Annotated in this window: 23 protein-coding genes; 15 read left to right on the forward strand and 8 right to left on the reverse strand. The window is 61.3% G+C overall.

What is annotated here, in order from left to right; translation table 11 throughout:
• The first annotated feature begins 6 nt into the window (after positions 1 to 6).
• The gene (locus ACFYXH_RS02610) at positions 7 to 861 is read left to right on the forward strand and encodes an aKG-HExxH-type peptide beta-hydroxylase (RefSeq protein ID WP_389559959.1); all 855 of its coding nucleotides are present in this window, start codon (positions 7 to 9) and stop codon (positions 859 to 861) included.
• Here ACFYXH_RS02610 and ACFYXH_RS02615 read toward each other — a convergent pair.
• The gene (locus ACFYXH_RS02615; RefSeq protein WP_389559960.1) at positions 858 to 1,544 is read right to left on the reverse strand and encodes a pentapeptide repeat-containing protein; all 687 of its coding nucleotides are present in this window, start codon (positions 1,542 to 1,544) and stop codon (positions 858 to 860) included. The two genes, ACFYXH_RS02610 and ACFYXH_RS02615, sit on opposite strands and share 4 nt — an antisense overlap.
• A gap of 1,754 nt (positions 1,545 to 3,298) precedes the next feature.
• Here ACFYXH_RS02615 and ACFYXH_RS02620 point away from each other — a divergent pair.
• From ACFYXH_RS02620 to ACFYXH_RS02685, 14 genes are all read left to right on the forward strand, one after another.
• Positions 3,299 to 3,490 (forward strand): hypothetical protein, encoded by a 192-nt coding sequence (locus ACFYXH_RS02620; RefSeq protein ID WP_389559962.1) that lies wholly within the window; start codon positions 3,299 to 3,301, stop codon positions 3,488 to 3,490.
• A 189-nt stretch (positions 3,491 to 3,679) separates the two neighbouring features.
• Complete coding sequence (locus ACFYXH_RS02625; protein WP_389559963.1) at positions 3,680 to 4,045, forward strand: hypothetical protein; 366 nt, start codon at positions 3,680 to 3,682, stop codon at positions 4,043 to 4,045.
• Positions 4,046 to 4,141: 96 nt separating this feature from the next.
• Complete coding sequence (locus tag ACFYXH_RS02630; protein WP_389559965.1) at positions 4,142 to 4,474, forward strand: hypothetical protein; 333 nt, start codon at positions 4,142 to 4,144, stop codon at positions 4,472 to 4,474.
• A gap of 162 nt (positions 4,475 to 4,636) precedes the next feature.
• The gene (locus tag ACFYXH_RS02635) at positions 4,637 to 4,999 is read left to right on the forward strand and encodes a hypothetical protein (protein WP_389559967.1); all 363 of its coding nucleotides are present in this window, start codon (positions 4,637 to 4,639) and stop codon (positions 4,997 to 4,999) included.
• Positions 5,000 to 5,352: 353 nt separating this feature from the next.
• Positions 5,353 to 6,117, forward strand: a complete 765-nt coding sequence (locus ACFYXH_RS02640) for a hypothetical protein (protein WP_389559968.1) — start codon at positions 5,353 to 5,355, stop codon at positions 6,115 to 6,117.
• 26 nt (positions 6,118 to 6,143) lie between these two features.
• The gene (locus ACFYXH_RS02645; protein WP_389559971.1) at positions 6,144 to 6,476 is read left to right on the forward strand and encodes a hypothetical protein; all 333 of its coding nucleotides are present in this window, start codon (positions 6,144 to 6,146) and stop codon (positions 6,474 to 6,476) included.
• A 246-nt stretch (positions 6,477 to 6,722) separates the two neighbouring features.
• The gene (locus ACFYXH_RS02650; protein WP_389559973.1) at positions 6,723 to 7,034 is read left to right on the forward strand and encodes a hypothetical protein; all 312 of its coding nucleotides are present in this window, start codon (positions 6,723 to 6,725) and stop codon (positions 7,032 to 7,034) included.
• Between the two features lie 741 nt (positions 7,035 to 7,775).
• The gene (locus tag ACFYXH_RS02655) at positions 7,776 to 8,000 is read left to right on the forward strand and encodes a hypothetical protein (RefSeq protein WP_389559975.1); all 225 of its coding nucleotides are present in this window, start codon (positions 7,776 to 7,778) and stop codon (positions 7,998 to 8,000) included.
• On the forward strand, positions 7,997 to 8,221 hold the full coding sequence (locus ACFYXH_RS02660; RefSeq protein ID WP_389559977.1) for a hypothetical protein: 225 nt from the start codon (positions 7,997 to 7,999) through the stop codon (positions 8,219 to 8,221). Before ACFYXH_RS02655 ends, ACFYXH_RS02660 begins: the two co-directional genes overlap by 4 nt.
• The gene (locus tag ACFYXH_RS02665) at positions 8,222 to 8,563 is read left to right on the forward strand and encodes a hypothetical protein (protein ID WP_389559979.1); all 342 of its coding nucleotides are present in this window, start codon (positions 8,222 to 8,224) and stop codon (positions 8,561 to 8,563) included.
• A gap of 1 nt (position 8,564) precedes the next feature.
• The gene (locus tag ACFYXH_RS02670; protein WP_389559980.1) at positions 8,565 to 8,885 is read left to right on the forward strand and encodes a hypothetical protein; all 321 of its coding nucleotides are present in this window, start codon (positions 8,565 to 8,567) and stop codon (positions 8,883 to 8,885) included.
• Between the two features lie 103 nt (positions 8,886 to 8,988).
• Positions 8,989 to 10,452 (forward strand): DUF3987 domain-containing protein, encoded by a 1,464-nt coding sequence (locus ACFYXH_RS02675; RefSeq protein ID WP_389559982.1) that lies wholly within the window; start codon positions 8,989 to 8,991, stop codon positions 10,450 to 10,452.
• Positions 10,453 to 10,470: 18 nt separating this feature from the next.
• Positions 10,471 to 11,169: a hypothetical protein gene (locus ACFYXH_RS02680; protein ID WP_389559984.1), complete on the forward strand. Its 699-nt coding sequence runs from the start codon at positions 10,471 to 10,473 to the stop codon at positions 11,167 to 11,169.
• A gap of 295 nt (positions 11,170 to 11,464) precedes the next feature.
• Positions 11,465 to 11,806 (forward strand): Lsr2 family protein, encoded by a 342-nt coding sequence (locus ACFYXH_RS02685; protein ID WP_389559986.1) that lies wholly within the window; start codon positions 11,465 to 11,467, stop codon positions 11,804 to 11,806.
• Positions 11,807 to 12,205: 399 nt separating this feature from the next.
• Here ACFYXH_RS02685 and ACFYXH_RS02690 read toward each other — a convergent pair whose 3' ends face one another.
• From ACFYXH_RS02690 to ACFYXH_RS02720, 7 genes are all read right to left on the reverse strand, one after another.
• Entirely contained in the window at positions 12,206 to 12,415 is a 210-nt protein-coding gene (locus tag ACFYXH_RS02690) for a hypothetical protein (RefSeq protein WP_389559988.1), read from the reverse strand.
• Positions 12,416 to 12,422: 7 nt separating this feature from the next.
• Positions 12,423 to 13,208: a peptidoglycan-binding protein gene (locus ACFYXH_RS02695; protein WP_389559990.1), complete on the reverse strand. Its 786-nt coding sequence runs from the start codon at positions 13,206 to 13,208 to the stop codon at positions 12,423 to 12,425.
• 59 nt (positions 13,209 to 13,267) lie between these two features.
• Positions 13,268 to 13,552: a hypothetical protein gene (locus ACFYXH_RS02700; protein ID WP_389559992.1), complete on the reverse strand. Its 285-nt coding sequence runs from the start codon at positions 13,550 to 13,552 to the stop codon at positions 13,268 to 13,270.
• Between the two features lie 69 nt (positions 13,553 to 13,621).
• A complete protein-coding gene (locus tag ACFYXH_RS02705; RefSeq protein WP_389559993.1) occupies positions 13,622 to 15,049 on the reverse strand; it encodes a glycosyl hydrolase family 28-related protein in 1,428 nt (475 codons plus the stop codon).
• Between the two features lie 152 nt (positions 15,050 to 15,201).
• Positions 15,202 to 16,275, reverse strand: coding sequence for a hypothetical protein (locus tag ACFYXH_RS02710; protein WP_389559995.1), 1,074 nt, complete (start codon positions 16,273 to 16,275; stop codon positions 15,202 to 15,204).
• Positions 16,276 to 16,277: 2 nt separating this feature from the next.
• Positions 16,278 to 17,495: a siphovirus ReqiPepy6 Gp37-like family protein gene (locus ACFYXH_RS02715; RefSeq protein WP_389559996.1), complete on the reverse strand. Its 1,218-nt coding sequence runs from the start codon at positions 17,493 to 17,495 to the stop codon at positions 16,278 to 16,280.
• Positions 17,496 to 17,521: 26 nt separating this feature from the next.
• Complete coding sequence (locus tag ACFYXH_RS02720) at positions 17,522 to 18,520, reverse strand: phage tail domain-containing protein (protein WP_389559997.1); 999 nt, start codon at positions 18,518 to 18,520, stop codon at positions 17,522 to 17,524.
• Between the last annotated feature and the right edge of the window lie 5 nt (positions 18,521 to 18,525).

The raw sequence follows: 18,525 nt of genomic DNA on the forward strand, positions 1-18,525 counted from the left end.
CACTTCATGAGCATCGGCCACACCTACGAGAACATGGCCCGTCTTGTGCGGGCGGTAACCGGTGAGGTCCCCAGCGCTGCCACGCTGCCTAGCGCCTACAGGGCGACCATTTCCATCCTGCGGCCCATGCCGGCGGAGGGAACAGGGCTCTCGATCTCCTACGAGGATGGAGAGTGGGCGGCCCACTGCATGAAGCACGGAATCTTTGAGCACATCTTCAAGGGTGCTGGCACCACGGACGGACCGAAGCGGGAAGTCTGGGACGAGAGGGTGAACGAGGCCCTGGCGCTCATCGAGGCAATCAGTCCGGAGCTGCGGTTAATGGTTGACCTCCTGGTCACCGATCTCGTGATCGTCAACACCGGAGCAGACGGCGGCGGATCGGCCTCGCACATTCCCGGCGTGGTTGTCATGAGCCCTGGCCCCAAGTGGGGCGTTCTCGACTACGCCATGTGTCTCGTGCACGAAGGAATGCACCTCAACCTGTTCGTTGGCGACTCGGTGTATGGCACGTTCACACTGCCGTCCAGCGAGCTGGAGGCCGAGCAGTACCGCGCTCTTTCGGCCGTCAAGATCGGACAACGAAGGCCGCTCGACAAGGCATTTCACGCTGCCGTCGTTACGGTGCCACTCATGTTCATGGAGCATCACCAAGGAAAGACGACCTTGGTGGACCTCTACACCAAGTCGCTCCGCGACGCGTGCGTAGACCTCAAGAAGCAGCGCCCGCACTTCACCGAGTACGGGCGCATGCTGTTGGACGAGCTTTGCGGCTTCGGTGAGACGATCAATTTCGCTGACGTTGCCCGAGCCATCCGCGGTGCGGAGTTCGCAGGATACCGGCCGTCCGTGGCCGCTTAGGGCTCAAACAGAATCCCCGCTTCCCGTGCAAGGCTCAGGGCGAGTTCCATGGACCCTGGGCCTTGTACGGTTGCCCCCTTCAGACTTGCAGCCCCTCCAACGTCGATTAGGGTGCTGTTCTCGAAACGCACGCTGCCCATTTTGGCATTGGCGAACTGGGCGCCAGTGAGATCACAGTTCACGAAGCGCACGTTATGCAGCTCAGCACCTTGGAAGTCTGCTCCGACCATCTTGCAGTCATTGAAGACGACCGCATAGAACTTCATGTGGCGCATCATTGCTGGCGAAGCAATACAGCCATCAAGCCGCACATCTCGGAACGTACCGGACTTCCATGAAGAGCCGGTGATTCGGCTACCGCTAATGGTGCAGCGAATCAGCGATACGTCCAGTGCTGTTACTTGCGAAAAGTCGCACGTCCCGAAATGGGAATTACTGAACTGGCTCTGACGAAATCGGGAACCCGTGAAACGCAAGTTCTCGAAAACGCAGCCTTCCGCCTCCGCCGCCTCTGCCTCGATCCCAATGAAGTGAGTTCCCTCGAACTTGATGCCTTTGAGGATCACATCATCCTCTAGGCCGTCTCTGGGCATTTCTGCTGCACGGAGGTTAGGTGACAATCCGGGAGGGCTCGGGTTCTTCAAACGAACAACCCTTCCGCCCTGCCTGATGGCTTGAGTCATCTCGGAGGTTCCATCCCTCTTAGGACTGGTCCCCGCTAGCTAGAGCTGCGGGAGTCAAAGTCTAGTGGGTGAGCCGACTCCTGACAGACTCTTTCGGATGTCTGGTGCCTCCGTGACGGGGGCATAACCAACCCCGTCACAAATAACGTACGTGTCCTCTGAGCCACATCAGGACACGGCGGGTCGGAAGTGTGAGCCAGCCGACAATAATGTTGTTACCTCACCCAAGTGATGCATCAATAGGCGTCCGGTTCGACCCTCTTGAAGGGGCTGGGAGTGCCCGCGGTGAGGTCTGCCGGCCCCTGGGGAGCCGTGAAGCGGGTTGAGGGCGACTAGGGCTTGTGCCCTTGTGAATAATGTCAAACCCGTACACGGTCAAAGGAAGGCGCCCCTGCGGTCCTCGTGACAGCATTCTCGTTATATTACCCCCGTATTCATGCATCGCATGGGGTGCGGTAACAATAAATACTTGTGCGCTTGTGAATGATAATGGTGCATCACGTAATTGATGCACCAATAGCGCCCCTCGATTCGGCACTAGATGACACGTCATCAGGTAGCGGTGAGCTAGGCGACGAGCGCTAGGTGGAAGCATCCCCACCAGGAGCACGCGAAGAGGTCAAGAGGCGTGCCGTTATGTCCCTTACGTGGCTTGTAAGGGTAAAGCCCAAGCAAAGACTTGTGTTGCTGGGACGCGGTAGATATGCCCGACTATGTCCTATCGCTAATGAGCCTCAAGTGACCTGACCACTCCTTATGTCTTTACGCGTGCCCGTAGTGGGCTACTTGTGTTGCTGGGTGGCGTGACTTGTGTTGCTGGGATGGATGTGAAACAAACGGATCAGTTCAACGCCGCACCACAGCAGAGCGGCCCCGGAGTACCAGCCCAAAGGGCAGGCGGAAACGGGGATCACGCACAGACGCTGAATCGGTGCCCGAGGGCAAGTGAATGCAAGTGACATGAGCGGCAGTGCTCCGGACGTGAATGCGACGGGTGATGTCGGAACAACGTTCCTTGATAACTGGATAGCGAGTCTGAGAGACAGTCTGCGGACTAGTCACCTCTTGAGCGCGAGTATGTGACGCGCTCTCTGAACGGGCCTGTAGGTCTCGTGAGCCAACCGGCGCACCGTAGGTGCGTGTCAGGCACTCACCGGAAACCACAAGCCTTCTGAGAGCGTCTGACGGGGTCTTGCCTGCCGTGGCAAGGGCTAGCGAAAGCGCAGTGACGGGGGTGGCTTAGAAAGCGGCTGAAACCAGGCTCGGTGTCCTCTCACTCTCCGAGTGAGCACCCATAGGGCGGGCCTGCCAAGCCCAGACCCATAACCGGGATTGGTCTTCCGGGATGAATAGACCTACATGCCTAGCGAACGTGGCGTCAGACAAGCCGTGAAAGCCGTTGTGCGGTACCTACGGAACCAACCAACACAAGTGGAAACGGCGCGACTCATAAAGCGTGAGTGAAGCGCGTATGCACAACTGAGATTGCCTACGGTTCGCACGTTCAACACGACGCATCCGGCGCACAGATGAACGGGCACAGTGACTGATACTCACTGGCCCGTCAGAGTGCGCTTTAAGCGTCTGAGAGCGAGTGAGCCTAGGGGAGTGTCGGTTATGCAGTCTCGACACTTGCAAGGGCCCGTAACGGGCCGTACTGCGATCCCTAAGGGAGTCACATGAGACGGCGCGGAAGTTCAGCGCTAGCTCGGTTCGCGTTTCATCGCGAGCACGTTAACCATGACCGGTTTGAGGTGAGCATCACGGACGAACACGGACCGTTCGTCTATGAGGTACGCGGGTGGGCAAACCTCATCCGCACCTTGGAAGCATTCACCCGCAGTATTGCTCACCCCGGTACGGCATTGGCCGCAAAGGCCAGTCTCTACCGAACGGGCAATGCCGAGGTGAACGGCATCAACGTTCGCGTTACTCCGCTTTCGTGAGGAGGTGAATCCACTTGTGGAAGCCGTTGGTTGCGCTGGGTCTCCTAGCGCTCACAGTGGCAGCGCTGGTCATAACCCTGGCCTAGCCCTTTCGTAGGGGAGTCGGGTGCACGGTGGGTATAGGGGTACATCTACCGTGCATCCTCTCACCCATTACGAGAGACGTAATGGAGCAGGGGAGGAATACGAATGAAGACGTTTCACGGGTACCGCTATGCCGCTAGCTACAACGGGCCTAGCTACTCGGGTGGGATGAATTCGCACGTGGAGCTGTTCCGCAGCGTCGAGGCTGCGCGGGAAGCGTTCCGCTCTCGGGTGAACGGTTCCGGGGCATGGCCCCAAACCGTCACGAACGTGGAAATGGAAGATGGTGCGTTCATCGGTAAGCCGATGACTGAATCTGTCGTCTTTCCGGCCACCACGAATGACGACTACATGGACCTGCACGCGCTTGTGTGGCTAGAGCGGGAAGAGTCCTGGACGTACTGCGAGGATGCCGCTATCCGTTTCGTGGTCGGTGCCCGTAAGGAAACCGTCTGCACCGAGCGTTTCTGAGCCGTAGTCGGCAGTACGGGCACACGGAATAGGGGTACTTCGTGTGCTCCTCTGTCCACTGCGTACGTAGCGCAATGGCGAACGATCGGAGGGGCAATGGGTTACACCATTGAGCGTCGGGGACGGCGGGATTACTCCGCTTACCTGGCCATGTACGGGCACGTCTACGGGGACATGAGCGACCCTGCTAGACGGGAGTCGGTCATCCGTTCTCTGCGGCGTAGGGATGGGCTCACGCTGGCGGCTGCGCGCCGTGAGCTGTGGCGGGAGGTTACCGCCATGGGCACTGAGGACATCCGACACGCGCTCAGAGTCAAGCGCTATCAGATCGAAGAGTGCGGGAACGTCCGTCCCTGGAATGTCCGCAACGCGGATATCCGCATGTTCCGGACGCTTTCCCGTGAGCTTGCCCGCAGAGGGGAGAGCTGACATGAGGCGTCCGCAGACTCCGGAACGTGCGGCACAGCTCCCGTAATGACTGGCCGGCACAACGGCACAGCAGATTCAGGTTCAGTGGCACGGAGGTCTAGGGGTACGTCTCCGTGTCTTTTTCATGTCCGCTCACAGGAGCGGAGAGACGGGAGACAGGAAATGCAGACGACTTACATTAAGCGCGACGCGTGGGGTAAGGCAGAGACTCGCGCCATCACGGAGCCGATCACGCACAAGGGGGAGTCTCCGGAATCCCTTGTGGGTCGCCTGGTGAACGTCCGGCCGTACTACCACACACCTAAAGGCCGCAGTTCTCTTGCCCCCACGCGTTCGCCGTTCGTGTTTGAGGCTTACGTGATCGAGGCGCAATCGGAAATGGTCAAGATTCGGTATGCGTGGGCAACGGACACCGCTCCGTGGTCGCGTGAGGCCGTTTTCTACCCGCACGAATTGCACAACGTGCACGAGTGTGAGTGTGCGGGATGCAAGGGCGACGGAATCCAGGAACTGAGGGGCGCGTGAGCCATAGCTAGCGACCCGATATCGGGGGCAGAGAAGTGCAGCCGCTTACTGAGGGCCATTGCCACTCCGTCCCCGGTATCGGGCCTCTAGAGACAAGCTCAGAGGCTTTAGCAGGAGGTAGGGAGATTGCGTAGACCGCTGTTCACCATCGAGACGATTCGAGCGGCACACCGGGGGCTGCATGAACTCCAGTCCCTATCCATCACGTTCCTTGACGGAGAAGTGATCCTCAAGGGACGAGTGGTCGGCATCGGCAGCCGCATTGCGGCACGCACGGACATGCGGTTGCACGAGGATATTCACGCAAACCGAGTCTTGTCCATGGAAGTCATCTAAGGGAAGGGGCGCACCCAATGGCCGAATGGCAGCAGGGTGGTTATGACGGGGTCTTCTACCTGGGGAAGGAGGGAACGGAGGAGTACGGCGGTTACGTCGTCCAGGTGGACAGTGCGCCGAACCCTGAGAAGTGGTTTGCGTACGAGTACGACAGCGAGAAGCGTGCAACGGTATGGGTCGGTTGGGCGCCGACTCGTGAGACCGCACAGACGGCTGTGAAGGCGGAGTTCCTGTGCGAGATCTACCGCAATGATGAAGGCGGTCACTGCCCGTACCCGGGGGCAGTCGTCCGCACCACCCTGTACAAGGGTGAGCGACTGCGTACGGTTCTCTGCGGAGAACACGCGCACGTCTTCAAGGACTGGGACACGTTCCGGCTGGAGGAGTACCGGGGACGGTATGGGCTCCTTCCGAATGACCCGATCATCGGTGAGCGCATTACTCCTCCTCTGGCTCACCCCTCCATCAAGGAGTGCGTTTACGACGCAACGACCTTGACCGAGCGGAACATGTGGATTGCGCTTAACCGCGTGGTCCGTCCGCTGGCCGAACTCCAGCGCTGGAGGGCGCACTACGCGCGCTATCCGCTCGACCTGAATAAGGCGCCGTGCATCGACGCACGCGGGCAGTGGAAGCGGGCACAGGAGCACGCAGAGGGCATGTACGCGGTCTACATGCGCGAGGACCACGGGCAGGAAAAGGCCGCCCTCCCGAGTGAGTTGCTGCGGCTCATCGAGCGTGAGGCCGTCGAATGCCTCAAGACCAAGAAGGGCGGTAAGTGATGCGCCGTTCGTCTCAGACGATCGCAATGAACCTCCGGTTCTACGTGTACGCCAGTGAGCCGGGAGCGTTCTACAACACCTATCCGAACGGCTCGGGCTCCCGCCCGGTGCCCGTGGAATACACCCCGGGCGAGCGGGAGGAGAACACCCGTAAGCGGGATGCCGCTTTCGGGGAATGGCAGGAGCTTGACCCGGAGGGTTACCGCCTGTGGCAGCTGGCCAGCGTTGCCATGCAGGGGGGCGATTCCTCCGAACTGGCCGACGGATGGTCACTCATGATGGTCCAGCGTCACAGCGTGCGGATCGTGGACCCGTGTAAGTACTGCCGCCAATGCAGGGGACGCAACTCCGCTCGATAGCGGCGCAGTTTGGGGCACGGACGGATTAGGGGTACTCCGCCGTGCCCTTTGCTTTGTCTCTAGCGAAGGGAAAACCCATGGTTCAAATGACATGCGGTGCGTGTGATGGCGTAGTTCTGGTCACCGTAAAGCAGTGGAGGGAGGAGAACACCGTTCCCTGTCCGCACTGCCCGGATGGGGGCGTGGACCTTATCCACGCTCGCCGCCACGCGGACGCAACCTAACCGAGCGAAAGGAACCCGCGAAATGATGGAGAACTCCCCGAACATGCCCGACCTTGACCCCGTGCTCAAGACGGGAATGAGCAAGCGCAACATCGCGAGCGCTGAAAAGGCGCTCGCTCGAATCCGTGAACTGGGCTGGGAACCGTTGGCCGCTTACCCCGGAAGTGACACCCACTGGAAGGTGCGGTGCCTCCTCGGTTGCGGAGAGGACGGGAAGAACTGGGAAGGCGTCATGTTCTACAGCCACATGCGCCGTGCACGGCGTCACGCGGGATGCCTTCCTACTGGTGTGCGGGAAAAGGCGATTGAGGCACTGAACAACTCCCGCCGCTAGGCAGTGGGCTTGGGGCATGGCGGGTAGGGGTACGCCTCCATGTCCTTTGCTCATTGCCTAGTTGCGGAAGGGGTGCAATGAATCACTCGCACATTGCGGTTGGCCTGGACTCGCTCGGGGCCGTACGCGTGGACATCTTTTGGACGCCTGGAAAGGAGGGTGTAGAGCTGAACGTTCGGGACTTGCCCTCGCTTGTCTCGTACGGCATTTGGGAGGCGCCGAGACTGGCAATCATGCCTTACACCCCGGAGAGCGGGACGCTCCACAGTGCGGCCCGGTGCATCCTCGGGTCTCTCCCTGATCCTTCGTTCTGGGCGGCCTATGCCTACGGCGTGGCCTGCCGGAATGCGTTCACTTGGGTCCCGGAAAAGCTGGCAGGGGTGGCCTCATGAGGTGTTTCGAATTCTTCCCCGTCATCGTGACTCGGCACCCGCAGGACGAGGACCACGCTCCGATCCTGGAAGGCGAGATTCACACGCGTCTCTCGTACGCAGAGAACGTGTGCGACGGAGATTTGATCCTGGCGTCATTCGGTGATGACAGGCGGTCGGACTACTTCAACGACCAGTATCCGGCGAGCGGTTACGCCTATGACCCCGATTGTGGGTGCGGCGTGTGCTGCTACCTGTCAGATCATCCGGGCCCTGTCGTTGTCCTGGCGGACTGGGGCGGCTGGTGTGACCCGTGGCCCGCTAACGCACCCGTTCTGATCATCCCCACCGAGGAAAGGCGGATACAGGAATGAGAAAGCCCGAGTTCGTACCGGGTGACCGGGTCTCGCACTTCCGCGAGCCCGGCAACGTGGGCAAGGTCATCAGCCTTGAGAAGCGGGGATTCCGGCCCTTCCGACGCTGGGTCTACTGGGTCCGCTGGAGGCACGGTTACGCCCCCGTCCCGCTCTCCTACGGGCTGTGGCCCGTGTACCCGACGGACGCTCAGCAGGTCGGCCACGGTGAGGCCGCGTGAGTGCCGTCAAGGCTTGGGCCCTGGACGTACAAGAGGCCCAGGAGCGCGCGAGGGCTGCCGCCGGCACCGCGGATTTGTGTGCGCGCATGGACGCCTGGCGGGACCTCTGCGGCGAGCTGGGCGAGACGGCCAACGTGTACGCCTGCCCGCTCATAGCCGCCCGCGCTCTGGTGGGCGAGGCCGCCCGCGCATTCGTGGCCGAACAGAGAAGGGGAAAGTGAGTGAGCACGGAAACGCTGTTTCTCGACACGTCGGAACTCAGAGCGGGGGACGTCGTGTGTACGAATGGAATACGGGCCCTGCTGGAAGGTGAACCGAACACGTTCCCGTCGGGGAACTCCGGGACCATTCGCACGGTCTACGCGTGGAAGGCACGCGTAATCAACTTGGACGACGTGAAGCGGGATGGACTCGTTCCCCTCGGGTGGCTGTACCCGGACGTATGGGGCAAGGGCGCAAAGGGCGGGTGGGGAAAGGACTGGGACGCCGTCCCCACCTGGACCATTCAAGGAAATGACCTCGCTCGGTGGAGTGTCGAGCGTGAGACGGAAGGGGCTGATTGACGTGATTCAGATGGACGCCGTAATGCAGGAAGAGGCCGCCCGCTATCACGCGGTGCTGAGTAAACACGAAACCATCCTCCGGACCGCGCTTCAGGTCTATGTGGAACGGATGGAAGAGGCTGCCAAGGAGGCGCAAGCAGCCTACGAGGCCGGGCAGACGGACCCGGAAATGAAGGCACAGCAGGACAAGTCTTTCGTTACGAATTTCGGTTACAAGCACTCGGCCGAGATGTTCCGGCAGAGTGCCCACTCAGCGCGCAAGGCGTCGGACGACATTCTCAACGCCGTACTCGGTCCCGATGAGGACGACGAGCAGGGCTGAGCCTCTTTGGTGAGGGCTGGGACAGGGGTACTTCCGGCCCGATCCATGGACGCTCACACGCTAAGTGTGGACGTACCAACACAACAGAACAGGGAAGGATGGAGTGGACGAGAAAGCGAGATACGAGCCGATGGCTTACGGGCCCATCGGTGCGGCTGTGAAGGCCGCCATGCCTCACACCGAGGCTGATCCCATCGGCGTGTACGCGGCTGTACTTGCGCTGTACTCCGCTGCCGTTAACGGGAAGCTCACACAGCCGGACGGGCGCCCGGTAGTGGTCTGGACGGCCCTTGCCGGACGCTCGATGGTCGGTCGTAAGGGTTTCGCCCTGGCAACGGCTGAGACCGTTCTCAACAACGCTATCGGAGAGTGGCTTGCCCTCCGCCGGCAGGGCGGTATTTCCTCGGGCCCGTCCCTCGTGCAGACCCTTTACGAGACGGAACAGGACTCCCTTACCTCTGAGGGTGGGTTGGACGGCCGGACGCTCGTCATTGACGAGGAGTGGCCGACCACGCTTCAACTCACGAAGCGTTGCCCGAAGTACAGCGGCGTACTCCGTACGTCCTGGGACGGAAAGCGGATCTCCAACGTCACCAAGAAGGACGGTAAGCGCGTAGAGATCACCGTGAACGAGCCTTCGCTTGGCTTCCATGTTCACATTCAGCCCGCGCTCTGGGCTAAGTTCATCAGCGCGACTGAGGCACAGGGAGGCTCGTACAACCGGATTCTCCCGGTCATGGTCGAGCGCTCCAAGCGTCTCCGTCGACGGGATTACAGGGGCAGCCCGCTCGATGAGATCAGGGTCAGTGGCTCGCTTCGCTTGGCCTATGAGTGGGTGCAGAAGGAGCCCCGACAGATGGAGTTGAGCGACGCGGCAGCGGACCGGTTTGACGACATCAGCGCAGAGTACGAGGACGCTCTTGAAGAGCTGCCCGAGGACGTATCTTGCTACATCGAGCGTTCCGGGGAACAGGTCATGCGCGTTGCCTGTGTCCTCACTGCGGCCGAGCGAAAGACCACGATCACGGTCAAGGCGCTGGACGCTGCAAAGGCGTTCGTGGACTACTCCATAGCCTCGGTGAAACAGCTCATCTCACAGGGCAACGTCACCAAGTCGCGGACGATCCAGCCACTTGACGCCAAGATCCGACAGAAGCTCGAAATGTACGGCGGGGAGATGACGAGCACGCAGCTCTACCGCGCGCTCTCCTCTCGGTACTCGGCTGCTCAGATCCTCAACACGGCTGAGGACATGGCAGACGTTCAGGTTGTTGAGCAGCGGCAAAACCGCCCGGGTGCGAACCCGATGATCTTCCGGTTGGTGCCAGTCCTGCCGGAACCGGTGGCCGAGCCTGAGCCCGAGCCCGTGAAGGTGCCTGCCCAACGTCGGCCGCCTGCCCGCAAGGTGACTGCGAAGAAGGCTGCTCCGAGGGCGGCTAAGAGGGCTGTGGCTCCTGCAAAGAAGGCCACCGCGGCTTCCCCGCCGGCACGTCCCAAGGCTGCGAAGAGGACGGCAGCCAAGAAGGCAGCACCCGCCAAGAAGACCCCTCAGCCTGTCTCGGGCTGAGTAGAGAAGGAGGAAGACATGACCACAGACCTCAAGGACACCCTTGCCGGGCTGAAGGTGGGCGACTACGTGACCGCTACCGGCGTGGATACGCGCGGCCACGCCGTGACGCGTACGGGAACCCTGCTGGCCCCGCCGAAGGAAGTGACGGCCACACGGAACGGCGCGCGGGCAAAGGGAGTGCGCGTATGCGTCGGGGCCGCTGGCGTCGCCCCCTCAGAGCGGTCCACCTGGACCACCATTTACCCTGACGCTGGCTTGGTCGAGCTGGCCGAGGAGTCGAAGGAATTCGCCTGGACCAACAGCGAGTTGCGGATGGTCCCTGGTATCCGCGCGAACAACAGTGACGCACGGATCTACTTCGGGGGGAAGGGCGGGAAGCGGTCGAGCGAGCCGGATGAGCCCGTGATTCTCGCGGGGGTGACGTACACCGGTGAGGGCAAGTACGAGATCTGCGACGCTGACTCTGGAGACGTGCTGCTTACCTGCACCCTTCAGTCTCAGATCTGGTGGTTGCCTGCTCCCGTAGGCAAGGAGCCGCAGGCGCTCACACGTGAGGCCCAGGAGCACAACGAGCACCAGGAGCAGGGCCAGGACGTGACCGAGTACGGGAAGCCCGTCTATCACGTCGAGACCCGGAGAATCGTCGGATACCTCAGGCCGGATAGGTTCACGCCCATTGAGGACGTGCGGGCTCAGGACGAGCCCGAGTCATGAGCGCCACTGAGACAAGGGGACGAAGGACTGTGTCACCCGCCCACATGCCCAAGGCTTGCCGCATAACTTCCCGTGCGGTACAGGGCCGTTACGCCCCTCTCACTCGGAAGTGGTCAGAAGGGAAGTGGAGGGAGTGAAACGAGCTTGAGGGGGAGAGATGAGTGTGACAACCTCCCGTAACAGATGAGCGCCCCAAGGCGCTGAAGAGATAGCGGGCTCGTTTTCCGTGTAGGGGTACGACGGAAACAGCCCGATCCGTCAGATCCAAACAGATGCAGAGTGGAAGGCACAGACAATGGCTCAGAAGGTTCAGGTTCTCCTCATTGACGACCTTGAGGGCGGGAACGCTGACGAGACGGTGACGTTCGGGCTCGATGGCAAGGTCTTTGAGATCGACCTCAAGGAGGCCAACGCGGACAAGCTCCGTGAGCTGCTTGAGCCGTACGCGAAGGCAGGACGCCGGACGGGCGGCAAGGCTGCCGCTGGCACCCGCGGTCGGACGGGCGGCAAGGCTGCCCAGGACGGCCCGAGTGCTGACGAGATGCGCAAGTGGGCTGCGGCCAATGGGTACGAGGTCAGTACTCGTGGCCGTGTTCCTCAGTCCGTCCGTGAGGCGTATGCAGCCGCACACGCGTAAGCGCTGAAGACCTCATGAGGCTCAGTAGCGACTCGCAGTAGAACGAAAAAAAGCCCCCCTCCCGTTTCCGGGAGGGGGGCTTTTTTGTTGCTCTACCCACGGCGGACCCATCCGCCTCAGTCGATGTGCCGGCTACTTGTCAGCCTGGCCCCGAAGCTCTGCATCAAACGGAGAGTCAGCGTAGAGGGCCTGAAGGGTCTTGGTGTTCTCGTGCCGCTGCGCGGCCTCACCAACACCAAGGAGGACTGCTGAGAAGGTCAGCAGAGCCTCACTGGGAAGGTCTGGCCAACGGATCAGGAGAAGCGGCATAAAGGCCGCAAGGATTCCGTAGGTTCGAACGCCGTGCTTCGAAAGGATAGCGTTAATAGTGCATCACTCCTTGGTGCATAGTTACGGCGGTTAGCCGCCGAGGATGATGTGAGGGAGGAACCACAGATAAAGGGCCGTGAGGGCGACCGTGAACACGACCTTCCCGGTTCGTGTGTCGGTCGAGAACCATTCCCGGATGCGCTCAGAGAGGGTGTAACCCTCCTTGTGCCGGAGGATGGCCCATGCCTCAACGGCCGTGAGGGACGCCAGAAGCGCCCCCCACAACACGTCAGAATTCATGCAGCTCCTAGCTGAACAGTCGCTTCCAGGTCTCCGGGCCGGGGTAGCCGTCAGCATCCGATCCGGACCAGCCCTGAGCGAGCTGGAAAGCCCTGACCGCCGCACGGTCCACGGCCGTCCAGGTCGGGCCTGCCCCAACCTGGTAGAAGCGGCCGTAGCCCTTCTTGATGAGCTGCTTGCCAAGCTGAGTGACATAAGCGTTCTTCGCGCCAGTGCGGAAATATGCCGCACCAGGGAAAGGCGGAATCGACGGCTTCGGCTTGCTCGGTGTAGTCGGCTTAGAGCCGACCGGAGCCGCCTTGAAGATGGCTGCGGGGGAAATTGCACCGGGGTCCCAGTGGTCATTCCCTGGAACATTGCAGTGACCGTAGTGCCCGCCGACAGTCAGCCACTTGTCACGATCACGCTTGCTTGCGTCTCCGTACTCGGTAGCCAGAGCCATGACGAACTTGTCCGGGACACCCCACGAACGGATAGCCGCCATGAGCTTTCGGAAGTTCGGGCCCGGCTTCCAGTAACCAGTGAACGGCTTGCCGGCCCGAGCCAGAACCTCAATCTGAATGCACGCCCTACCCACGCGGTTAGTTCGCGTGCTGCCGTCGTTCTTGAGCGCTCGCGCGCTCTCATTGAGGGGACCGAACTGGCCGATCCGGTCAGTCGTTGGGTCATAGAGAAAGTGAGGCTCGGCGCCAATCTTGGTCAGGTAATCGGCAACGCTCTTGAAAGAGGCGTCACCGTCACCGGACTCGGTGGTGTGCCAGACAACCCGTGCCGGGGCATCCGGCTTGTCCATGGCTCCGCCAATGGAGCCGTCTCCCAGGCGCTCAGCGCCAGTAATCCAAGTGGTAGGCATTAGTCCTCCGTTGGGTGATCCGCCAGCCGGGCAACGGCAAGGCGGGCAGGGTCGAGAGAGGTGAGAAGCTGAATCAGCCTGGCGTTCTCGGCTTCAATTCGAGAGAGGCGGTTCTTAATCTCGGTAAGATCGCCCGCGAGACGATCAGCCCTTTCCTTCTGGGCCTCGGCCTCGTCGCGCCACACCTTCGCGGCGCTGGTCTTGTATGCGGCAAGGACAACCACAGCAGCCGCAACAACTGAGGCCAGGGTTCCCGCTATTGGGAAGATCTGAGAAAGGGGCATCGGGTGCCTCCTAGGGGCAACACAAAGGCGGCCACGGAAGACTTGCCGGGGCCGCCTGTGCTGGTGGGGTTAGACCTGTACGCGGTCCTCGGAATAGTTGTTGCCGGCGACCGTGGTCACGCCCGTCAGCCTGATGCGCTCGTTCGTGCCTTCCTGGAACACGCCTGCGGTGGCTCCGTGGAGATAGGCCGCGGTGACAGTCACGTCTCGTGCGTCAGCGATCCTGAGGCCGTACTGAGGTGACGTGTTGGCCGTACCGCCGTCGTCCGTGCCCACGTAGCAGGAGAGGCTCGTAACGACCACTGGAGCCCTGTTGAGCAGGGCCAAGCCTGCGTAGCCTCCACCACCAGGACCACCGTTGCGGCCGTCCCGACGTGTCTGGAGGCCGGTAATCAGGAACGGCCCGTTTCCGGTTGCGTCAACCTGGACGCCATCCCACCCATTACGGTCGGTCGAGCAAGCCGACATGGTCATAGAGCCCGATCCTGGCCAGTTGCCCCAAGCGCCCGTGAGGTGGAAGCCGTACCCGCCACACCATTCCGCGCGACATGCCTCAAGGATCGTGTTCGCGGAGTTGATCAGTCGGAACCCGGCAGCCCAGCAGCCAATGACCTGAACATCGATCATTGACAGGTCTGTCTGACGCTCAAACACAATCCCGTTGGCGTGGCAGTTGTCCACCATCACCGAGTGCAGACGCCAGGAGTAGGGCCACTCACCCCCAGTGTTGGAACCGGTGATGATGCCGTTGTTCGGCATCTTCCGAACGCACACGTCCCTGAGTACGACGTTCTGAACGTTGCCCTTGGCGTAGATACCGTCAAGGTTCCCGGTCGTCACCTTGGAGCCATCGAGCATCAGATTCAAAATCCTCTGCTCACCGTTGATCGCTGGGTGAGTTCCGTCGTTGTCGCCGATGATCTGAATCATGGCGCCCGTCGTCATCGACGGAAGGGCCTGGATGTAGCAGGGAAAATCATCCTCCTGCATCCCGGGGCCAACCATCAGGTTGGAGTGAGACCCCATGAGGGTGACTCCGCGGGGGAGGTCGAGCGGCGCAGACGTGCGGTACACGCCCTTGGGGAAGTAGACGACACCACCGATGCCGGCTGCGTTGATGGCCGTCTGGATAGCGGCCGTGTCGTCGGTGACTCCGTCGCCCTTGGCTCCGTACTGGGGGGACTGGACGTTGACCCAGTCGAGCAGGTCAGGCGGAGTGAGGACAGGAATCTGAGTCGTCGGTACCTTGCCCGTGGGGTCGAGCGTGGCCAAGCCGCCAGCACTGCCCCGAAGGGTGTCCAGCTCGGCCATGACAGCAGCTCGTGAGCCGTGGGGGTCATCAGCAGTTGCGTGGGCTGACAGTCGCTCGCCCACATCCACGGCCTCAAGCGAAACCCTGCCGCCCCCGAGGTCGAGCCACAGACGCTCCGCACCATCAGGGCCGTAGAAGGCCGGGATCATGCCGTTGCCGTCTGCCACGAGCTGACTGATTGGCACGCCCGTAGAGTCGGTCAGATCGGTGACTTGGCTGGCACCCCCAGTGGGCCCGTCCCAGACGGTTCCACTAGCGCCGGGTACGCGGACGCCCGCAGAGTCCTCAGCGACATCGGCAGCCGAACCACCAAATAGATTACGTGCCATGAGGCCCCCTATTCCTTGAAGGCGTTCGCCTCATACACGCCTGAGAAATTGATCGCGGCCTTTGCTGGGAAGGTCCGGAAGTTGTCGAGCCCCTGACCCGGGTTGCTCGGGCTGGGGATGTAGACCGCGAAGGATGCACGAGTAGCAGATGGAGCAACACGGCCTAGAAGGCTTGTGACCGTGGGATAGCCCCCACCCCGGGACGGGTTGGAGAGGTACCCGGTGATTACTTGTCCCGTCTTGCCGCTGGCAGGGACAGGAAGTGCCACAGCGTAAGCAACTGCGTTGTCCGAACTCATGTTGACGGCAAGATTGTTGGTGATCAACGCTGAGAACCAAACCGTGTTTGGCGCGATCCAGCGCCAACGGCCCAAGTAACTGATCCCAGAAGCAGGCAAATTCGCGTCAAAGTAGAGGCTGGGCTTGTAGGTTTGCGCCTTGCCGAGATCGCGAGCAACCACGTAGCCGTCTCGCCCTCGAAAGCCCTCCTGCTGCCGCTCGCCTCCGTCGCTATCCAGGTCGAGTGACAGAGAGCCCATGGGCAGGAACCGGGCAGAGGCGGCAGCGTTCCAGGGGAAGCTAGCCCGCGGGGCAGGGTTGAACGGAGCCCGGAGAGAGAAAGAGACTGAAACGTTGTTCGCTGCGGCATCCACCTCGTACAACACCATTTCCCAGATGCCGCCAGCCTGGCGCCGGGGAGTGGGCGCAATAGGTGTTGCGGCGGGCGTACCCTGCACCACAGCCAGATTCACAGCCGACTTTGCCATGTCTGCTTGAATGACGATGATGTCCTTGCGGGCGAGGGCGGTTGCGTTGGAAGCAATGGTCACGGCCTTGGTAGCTGTGAGGCTGTAGTAGAAGCCGCCCACCCACGCCTTGCCAGGGTCTATCTCCACGCTTCGGCCGTTGACAATACGAGCGGTGAAGGGCAGTGCCGTAGCGCTGTAGCTGTTGCCCGTGAGTTGGAAGTCCACGCGGTCTCCACCCCATAGAGCGGCCATGGCTTGCCACTGCGTCTGAGACACAACGGAGGTTCCGCCATCGGGGCTGTCCGCGTTGAACGGGTAACTGATCTCTGCCACGGTCACATCCTTGATTCGAGTCGGCGAAGCTTCTTCTGCATTTCGTAGACGGTCCGGTACAGGTTCAGAGGCTCACCGGAGCCCTGCTGACCGATCTTCGGATTCACGTCCTGGGCATTGCCGCCGTCATCCACGCTGATAGCGACCTCACGCACGACGTCTGAATATTCAGTGCCGTCCACGGCCACAGTCACCTTGTCGCCAACGAAGTAATCCCTTCCGAACTGGCAGTCGGTAGTGTCAATGGGGTAGATCTGAAAGTTGCCGGACATGACGCCCTCTTCGAGGGCGGTCGTTGCAGCTTCTTCAACCGCCTTCTTGGCAGCGTTGAAGTCGGCGGTGGTCATGGTGGGGTCTGCCTGCATAGGCAGGCCGGTAGTCTTGTCTACCTTCAGCGCGATGTCCCGCCGGTCTATGAACTGCTCGACCTGTATTCCCCATTCGGCCTCGGCCGCAGTGTCAACCTTTTGGTGGTAATAGCGATCCAGTTTTTCCCCAGCGCACCCAACAATGGCTCGTGTGACCTTGGGGGCGTTGAGGGTCCAGATGTACTCACGCAGGTTGCCGAGTTCCGGACTGAAGCGAACTCTCTTGGAGAGGTCCCGCGGCTCGAAGATCTCTAGGTCGAGCTTCTGTGTATCGGCGTTGTAGATGAACCGGTAGGCGACACCGCGGTTCTTGTACCACTCTTCGAGCTTGGCGCCGATGATGTCGAACCTCATCGAATCTGCCATCCCGAGGCCAAGCGTGGACGCAGTGAGGTTCAGCCCCGCAATCCGCCGGTCAGCAAGAGCACCAGGGCCAAAGGCCCGGTTCAACTCGGTATAGATCATGTTGCCCATAGAGCCGCTGTCCGGCCACTGCCGGGCGGGCAAGGTTGCCTGATACTGCTGACCGACAGGCTTACTTGGGTCGGGAAAGGCCAGGCGACGGTATGCAAGGCTGTTGTGACACTTGCCTGCGATGTAGAGCGAGCCGGGCCCCGTGTGCTGGATTTTGGTCCAGTATTTTTGGTACGTGTCCACCTGACCAGAGAGCAGGGGCTTAGAAACGCCGTCCTGCCAAATGGCAATGCCTCCTCCCTTCTCAATCAGGGCGGCCTGAGGCGTGTCGTCCTTGATGAGGAGCTGCCAGATTCCCTCTTGGGCAAGCCGCACGGTGAAGTCAAGCGAGATCCATTCGTCAATCTCACCGATGCGCTTCAAGTTCCTGTCGAACACCTCAACCCTGTAGCCCAAGGCTCCCCCTATACGTAACTTGCGAACCGGGGGCGGAAGTTAAGGACCACGGCGGCCATTCCTGCACCGGTTACCACGGATACTGACGCGTTGGTGTCGCCCGGTTCGACGGGCCAGAACTGAGGGGCCGTGTCGAGCTTGTCCCAGTAGTTCAGGCCCTGGTCATCCATGACGGTCTTCTTTCCGGGGCGCGTATCGATCGTCAGGACGCGACCAGGGGGGACGAGATCAGCTCCGCCGGCAGGCGGGGATGCCTTCACCATCTGACCCGTAGGGCTGGTCAGAGTGAAGCTCTTGATGGGGCCGTGCAGTTCCCAGACGGGCCAAGCCTCAATGTCTCCGGGATTTCTGATCAGAAGGGCTTCGCCAGGGCCGCCCATGACACCGCTACTGATGTTCATGGGGAAGAAGGCCGTGGTTGTGCTGAGCAGCGGGCTACCGGTTCCAAAGTCCCATCGAGCTGTCTGACTTCGGTCCGGATACCACCACGGGTCCATAGCCGTGAAATTCAGGCCGTACTTAGCCCAGGTGAAGCCCGCTGTGTCGGTGGACTCAGCGCCTTCCATGCCGCCCTTGTAGTAGGCATTGAGCATGCGGGTTTCGTTGTCGCCCTCGGTGAACCGCAGCACGCAGTAACCTCGCTTGGGGTTGAGGGCCTGAAAGAGCTTCCGCTTCAGTCCGTTCACCGTGCTTCGGTCGATGCCGTGCAGGTACACAGGGATCATGACCTCGCGTGCCGCAGCCCGAGAGGACCGGAATATGGAGCCGTCGAGATTCGGAGCGTCATCCGAGAAGAGGCCGAATGGTGGCATGTCGAGCCCCGTTGCTCCGGGCTGCATGATGATGGAAGGCCACGAGGGGCGGTCGAACACGGTCAGGGGGATCTCCTCCCCCTGACCGTTGTTCCCGGCGATTGTCACGCTGGTGTGGCCCCATTCGACCGGTACCGGTGCCACTGGCGGATTGACAACTGGTGGAGCGGGTACCACCTTCACCGGAATTGGCATGGGGC

The organism is Streptomyces sp. NPDC002730 (genome assembly GCF_042888805.1).
GTDB lineage: Bacteria > Actinomycetota > Actinomycetes > Streptomycetales > Streptomycetaceae > Streptomyces.

Coding starts and splice junctions, on each gene's coding strand:
- ACFYXH_RS02615 (WP_389559960.1), bottom strand. CDS start 1,544: ATGACTCAAGCCATCAGGCAGGGCGGAAGGGTTGTTCGTTTGAAGAAC.
- ACFYXH_RS02625 (WP_389559963.1), top strand. CDS start 3,680: ATGAAGACGTTTCACGGGTACCGCTATGCCGCTAGCTACAACGGGCCT.
- ACFYXH_RS02645 (WP_389559971.1), top strand. CDS start 6,144: ATGAACCTCCGGTTCTACGTGTACGCCAGTGAGCCGGGAGCGTTCTAC.
- ACFYXH_RS02720 (WP_389559997.1), bottom strand. CDS start 18,520: ATGCCAATTCCGGTGAAGGTGGTACCCGCTCCACCAGTTGTCAATCCG.
- ACFYXH_RS02640 (WP_389559968.1), top strand. CDS start 5,353: ATGGCCGAATGGCAGCAGGGTGGTTATGACGGGGTCTTCTACCTGGGG.
- ACFYXH_RS02630 (WP_389559965.1), top strand. CDS start 4,142: ATGGGTTACACCATTGAGCGTCGGGGACGGCGGGATTACTCCGCTTAC.
- ACFYXH_RS02700 (WP_389559992.1), bottom strand. CDS start 13,552: ATGCCCCTTTCTCAGATCTTCCCAATAGCGGGAACCCTGGCCTCAGTT.
- ACFYXH_RS02610 (WP_389559959.1), top strand. CDS start 7: ATGAGCATCGGCCACACCTACGAGAACATGGCCCGTCTTGTGCGGGCG.
- ACFYXH_RS02680 (WP_389559984.1), top strand. CDS start 10,471: ATGACCACAGACCTCAAGGACACCCTTGCCGGGCTGAAGGTGGGCGAC.
- ACFYXH_RS02695 (WP_389559990.1), bottom strand. CDS start 13,208: ATGGACAAGCCGGATGCCCCGGCACGGGTTGTCTGGCACACCACCGAG.
- ACFYXH_RS02685 (WP_389559986.1), top strand. CDS start 11,465: ATGGCTCAGAAGGTTCAGGTTCTCCTCATTGACGACCTTGAGGGCGGG.
- ACFYXH_RS02635 (WP_389559967.1), top strand. CDS start 4,637: ATGCAGACGACTTACATTAAGCGCGACGCGTGGGGTAAGGCAGAGACT.
- ACFYXH_RS02655 (WP_389559975.1), top strand. CDS start 7,776: ATGAGAAAGCCCGAGTTCGTACCGGGTGACCGGGTCTCGCACTTCCGC.
- ACFYXH_RS02690 (WP_389559988.1), bottom strand. CDS start 12,415: ATGAATTCTGACGTGTTGTGGGGGGCGCTTCTGGCGTCCCTCACGGCC.
- ACFYXH_RS02650 (WP_389559973.1), top strand. CDS start 6,723: ATGATGGAGAACTCCCCGAACATGCCCGACCTTGACCCCGTGCTCAAG.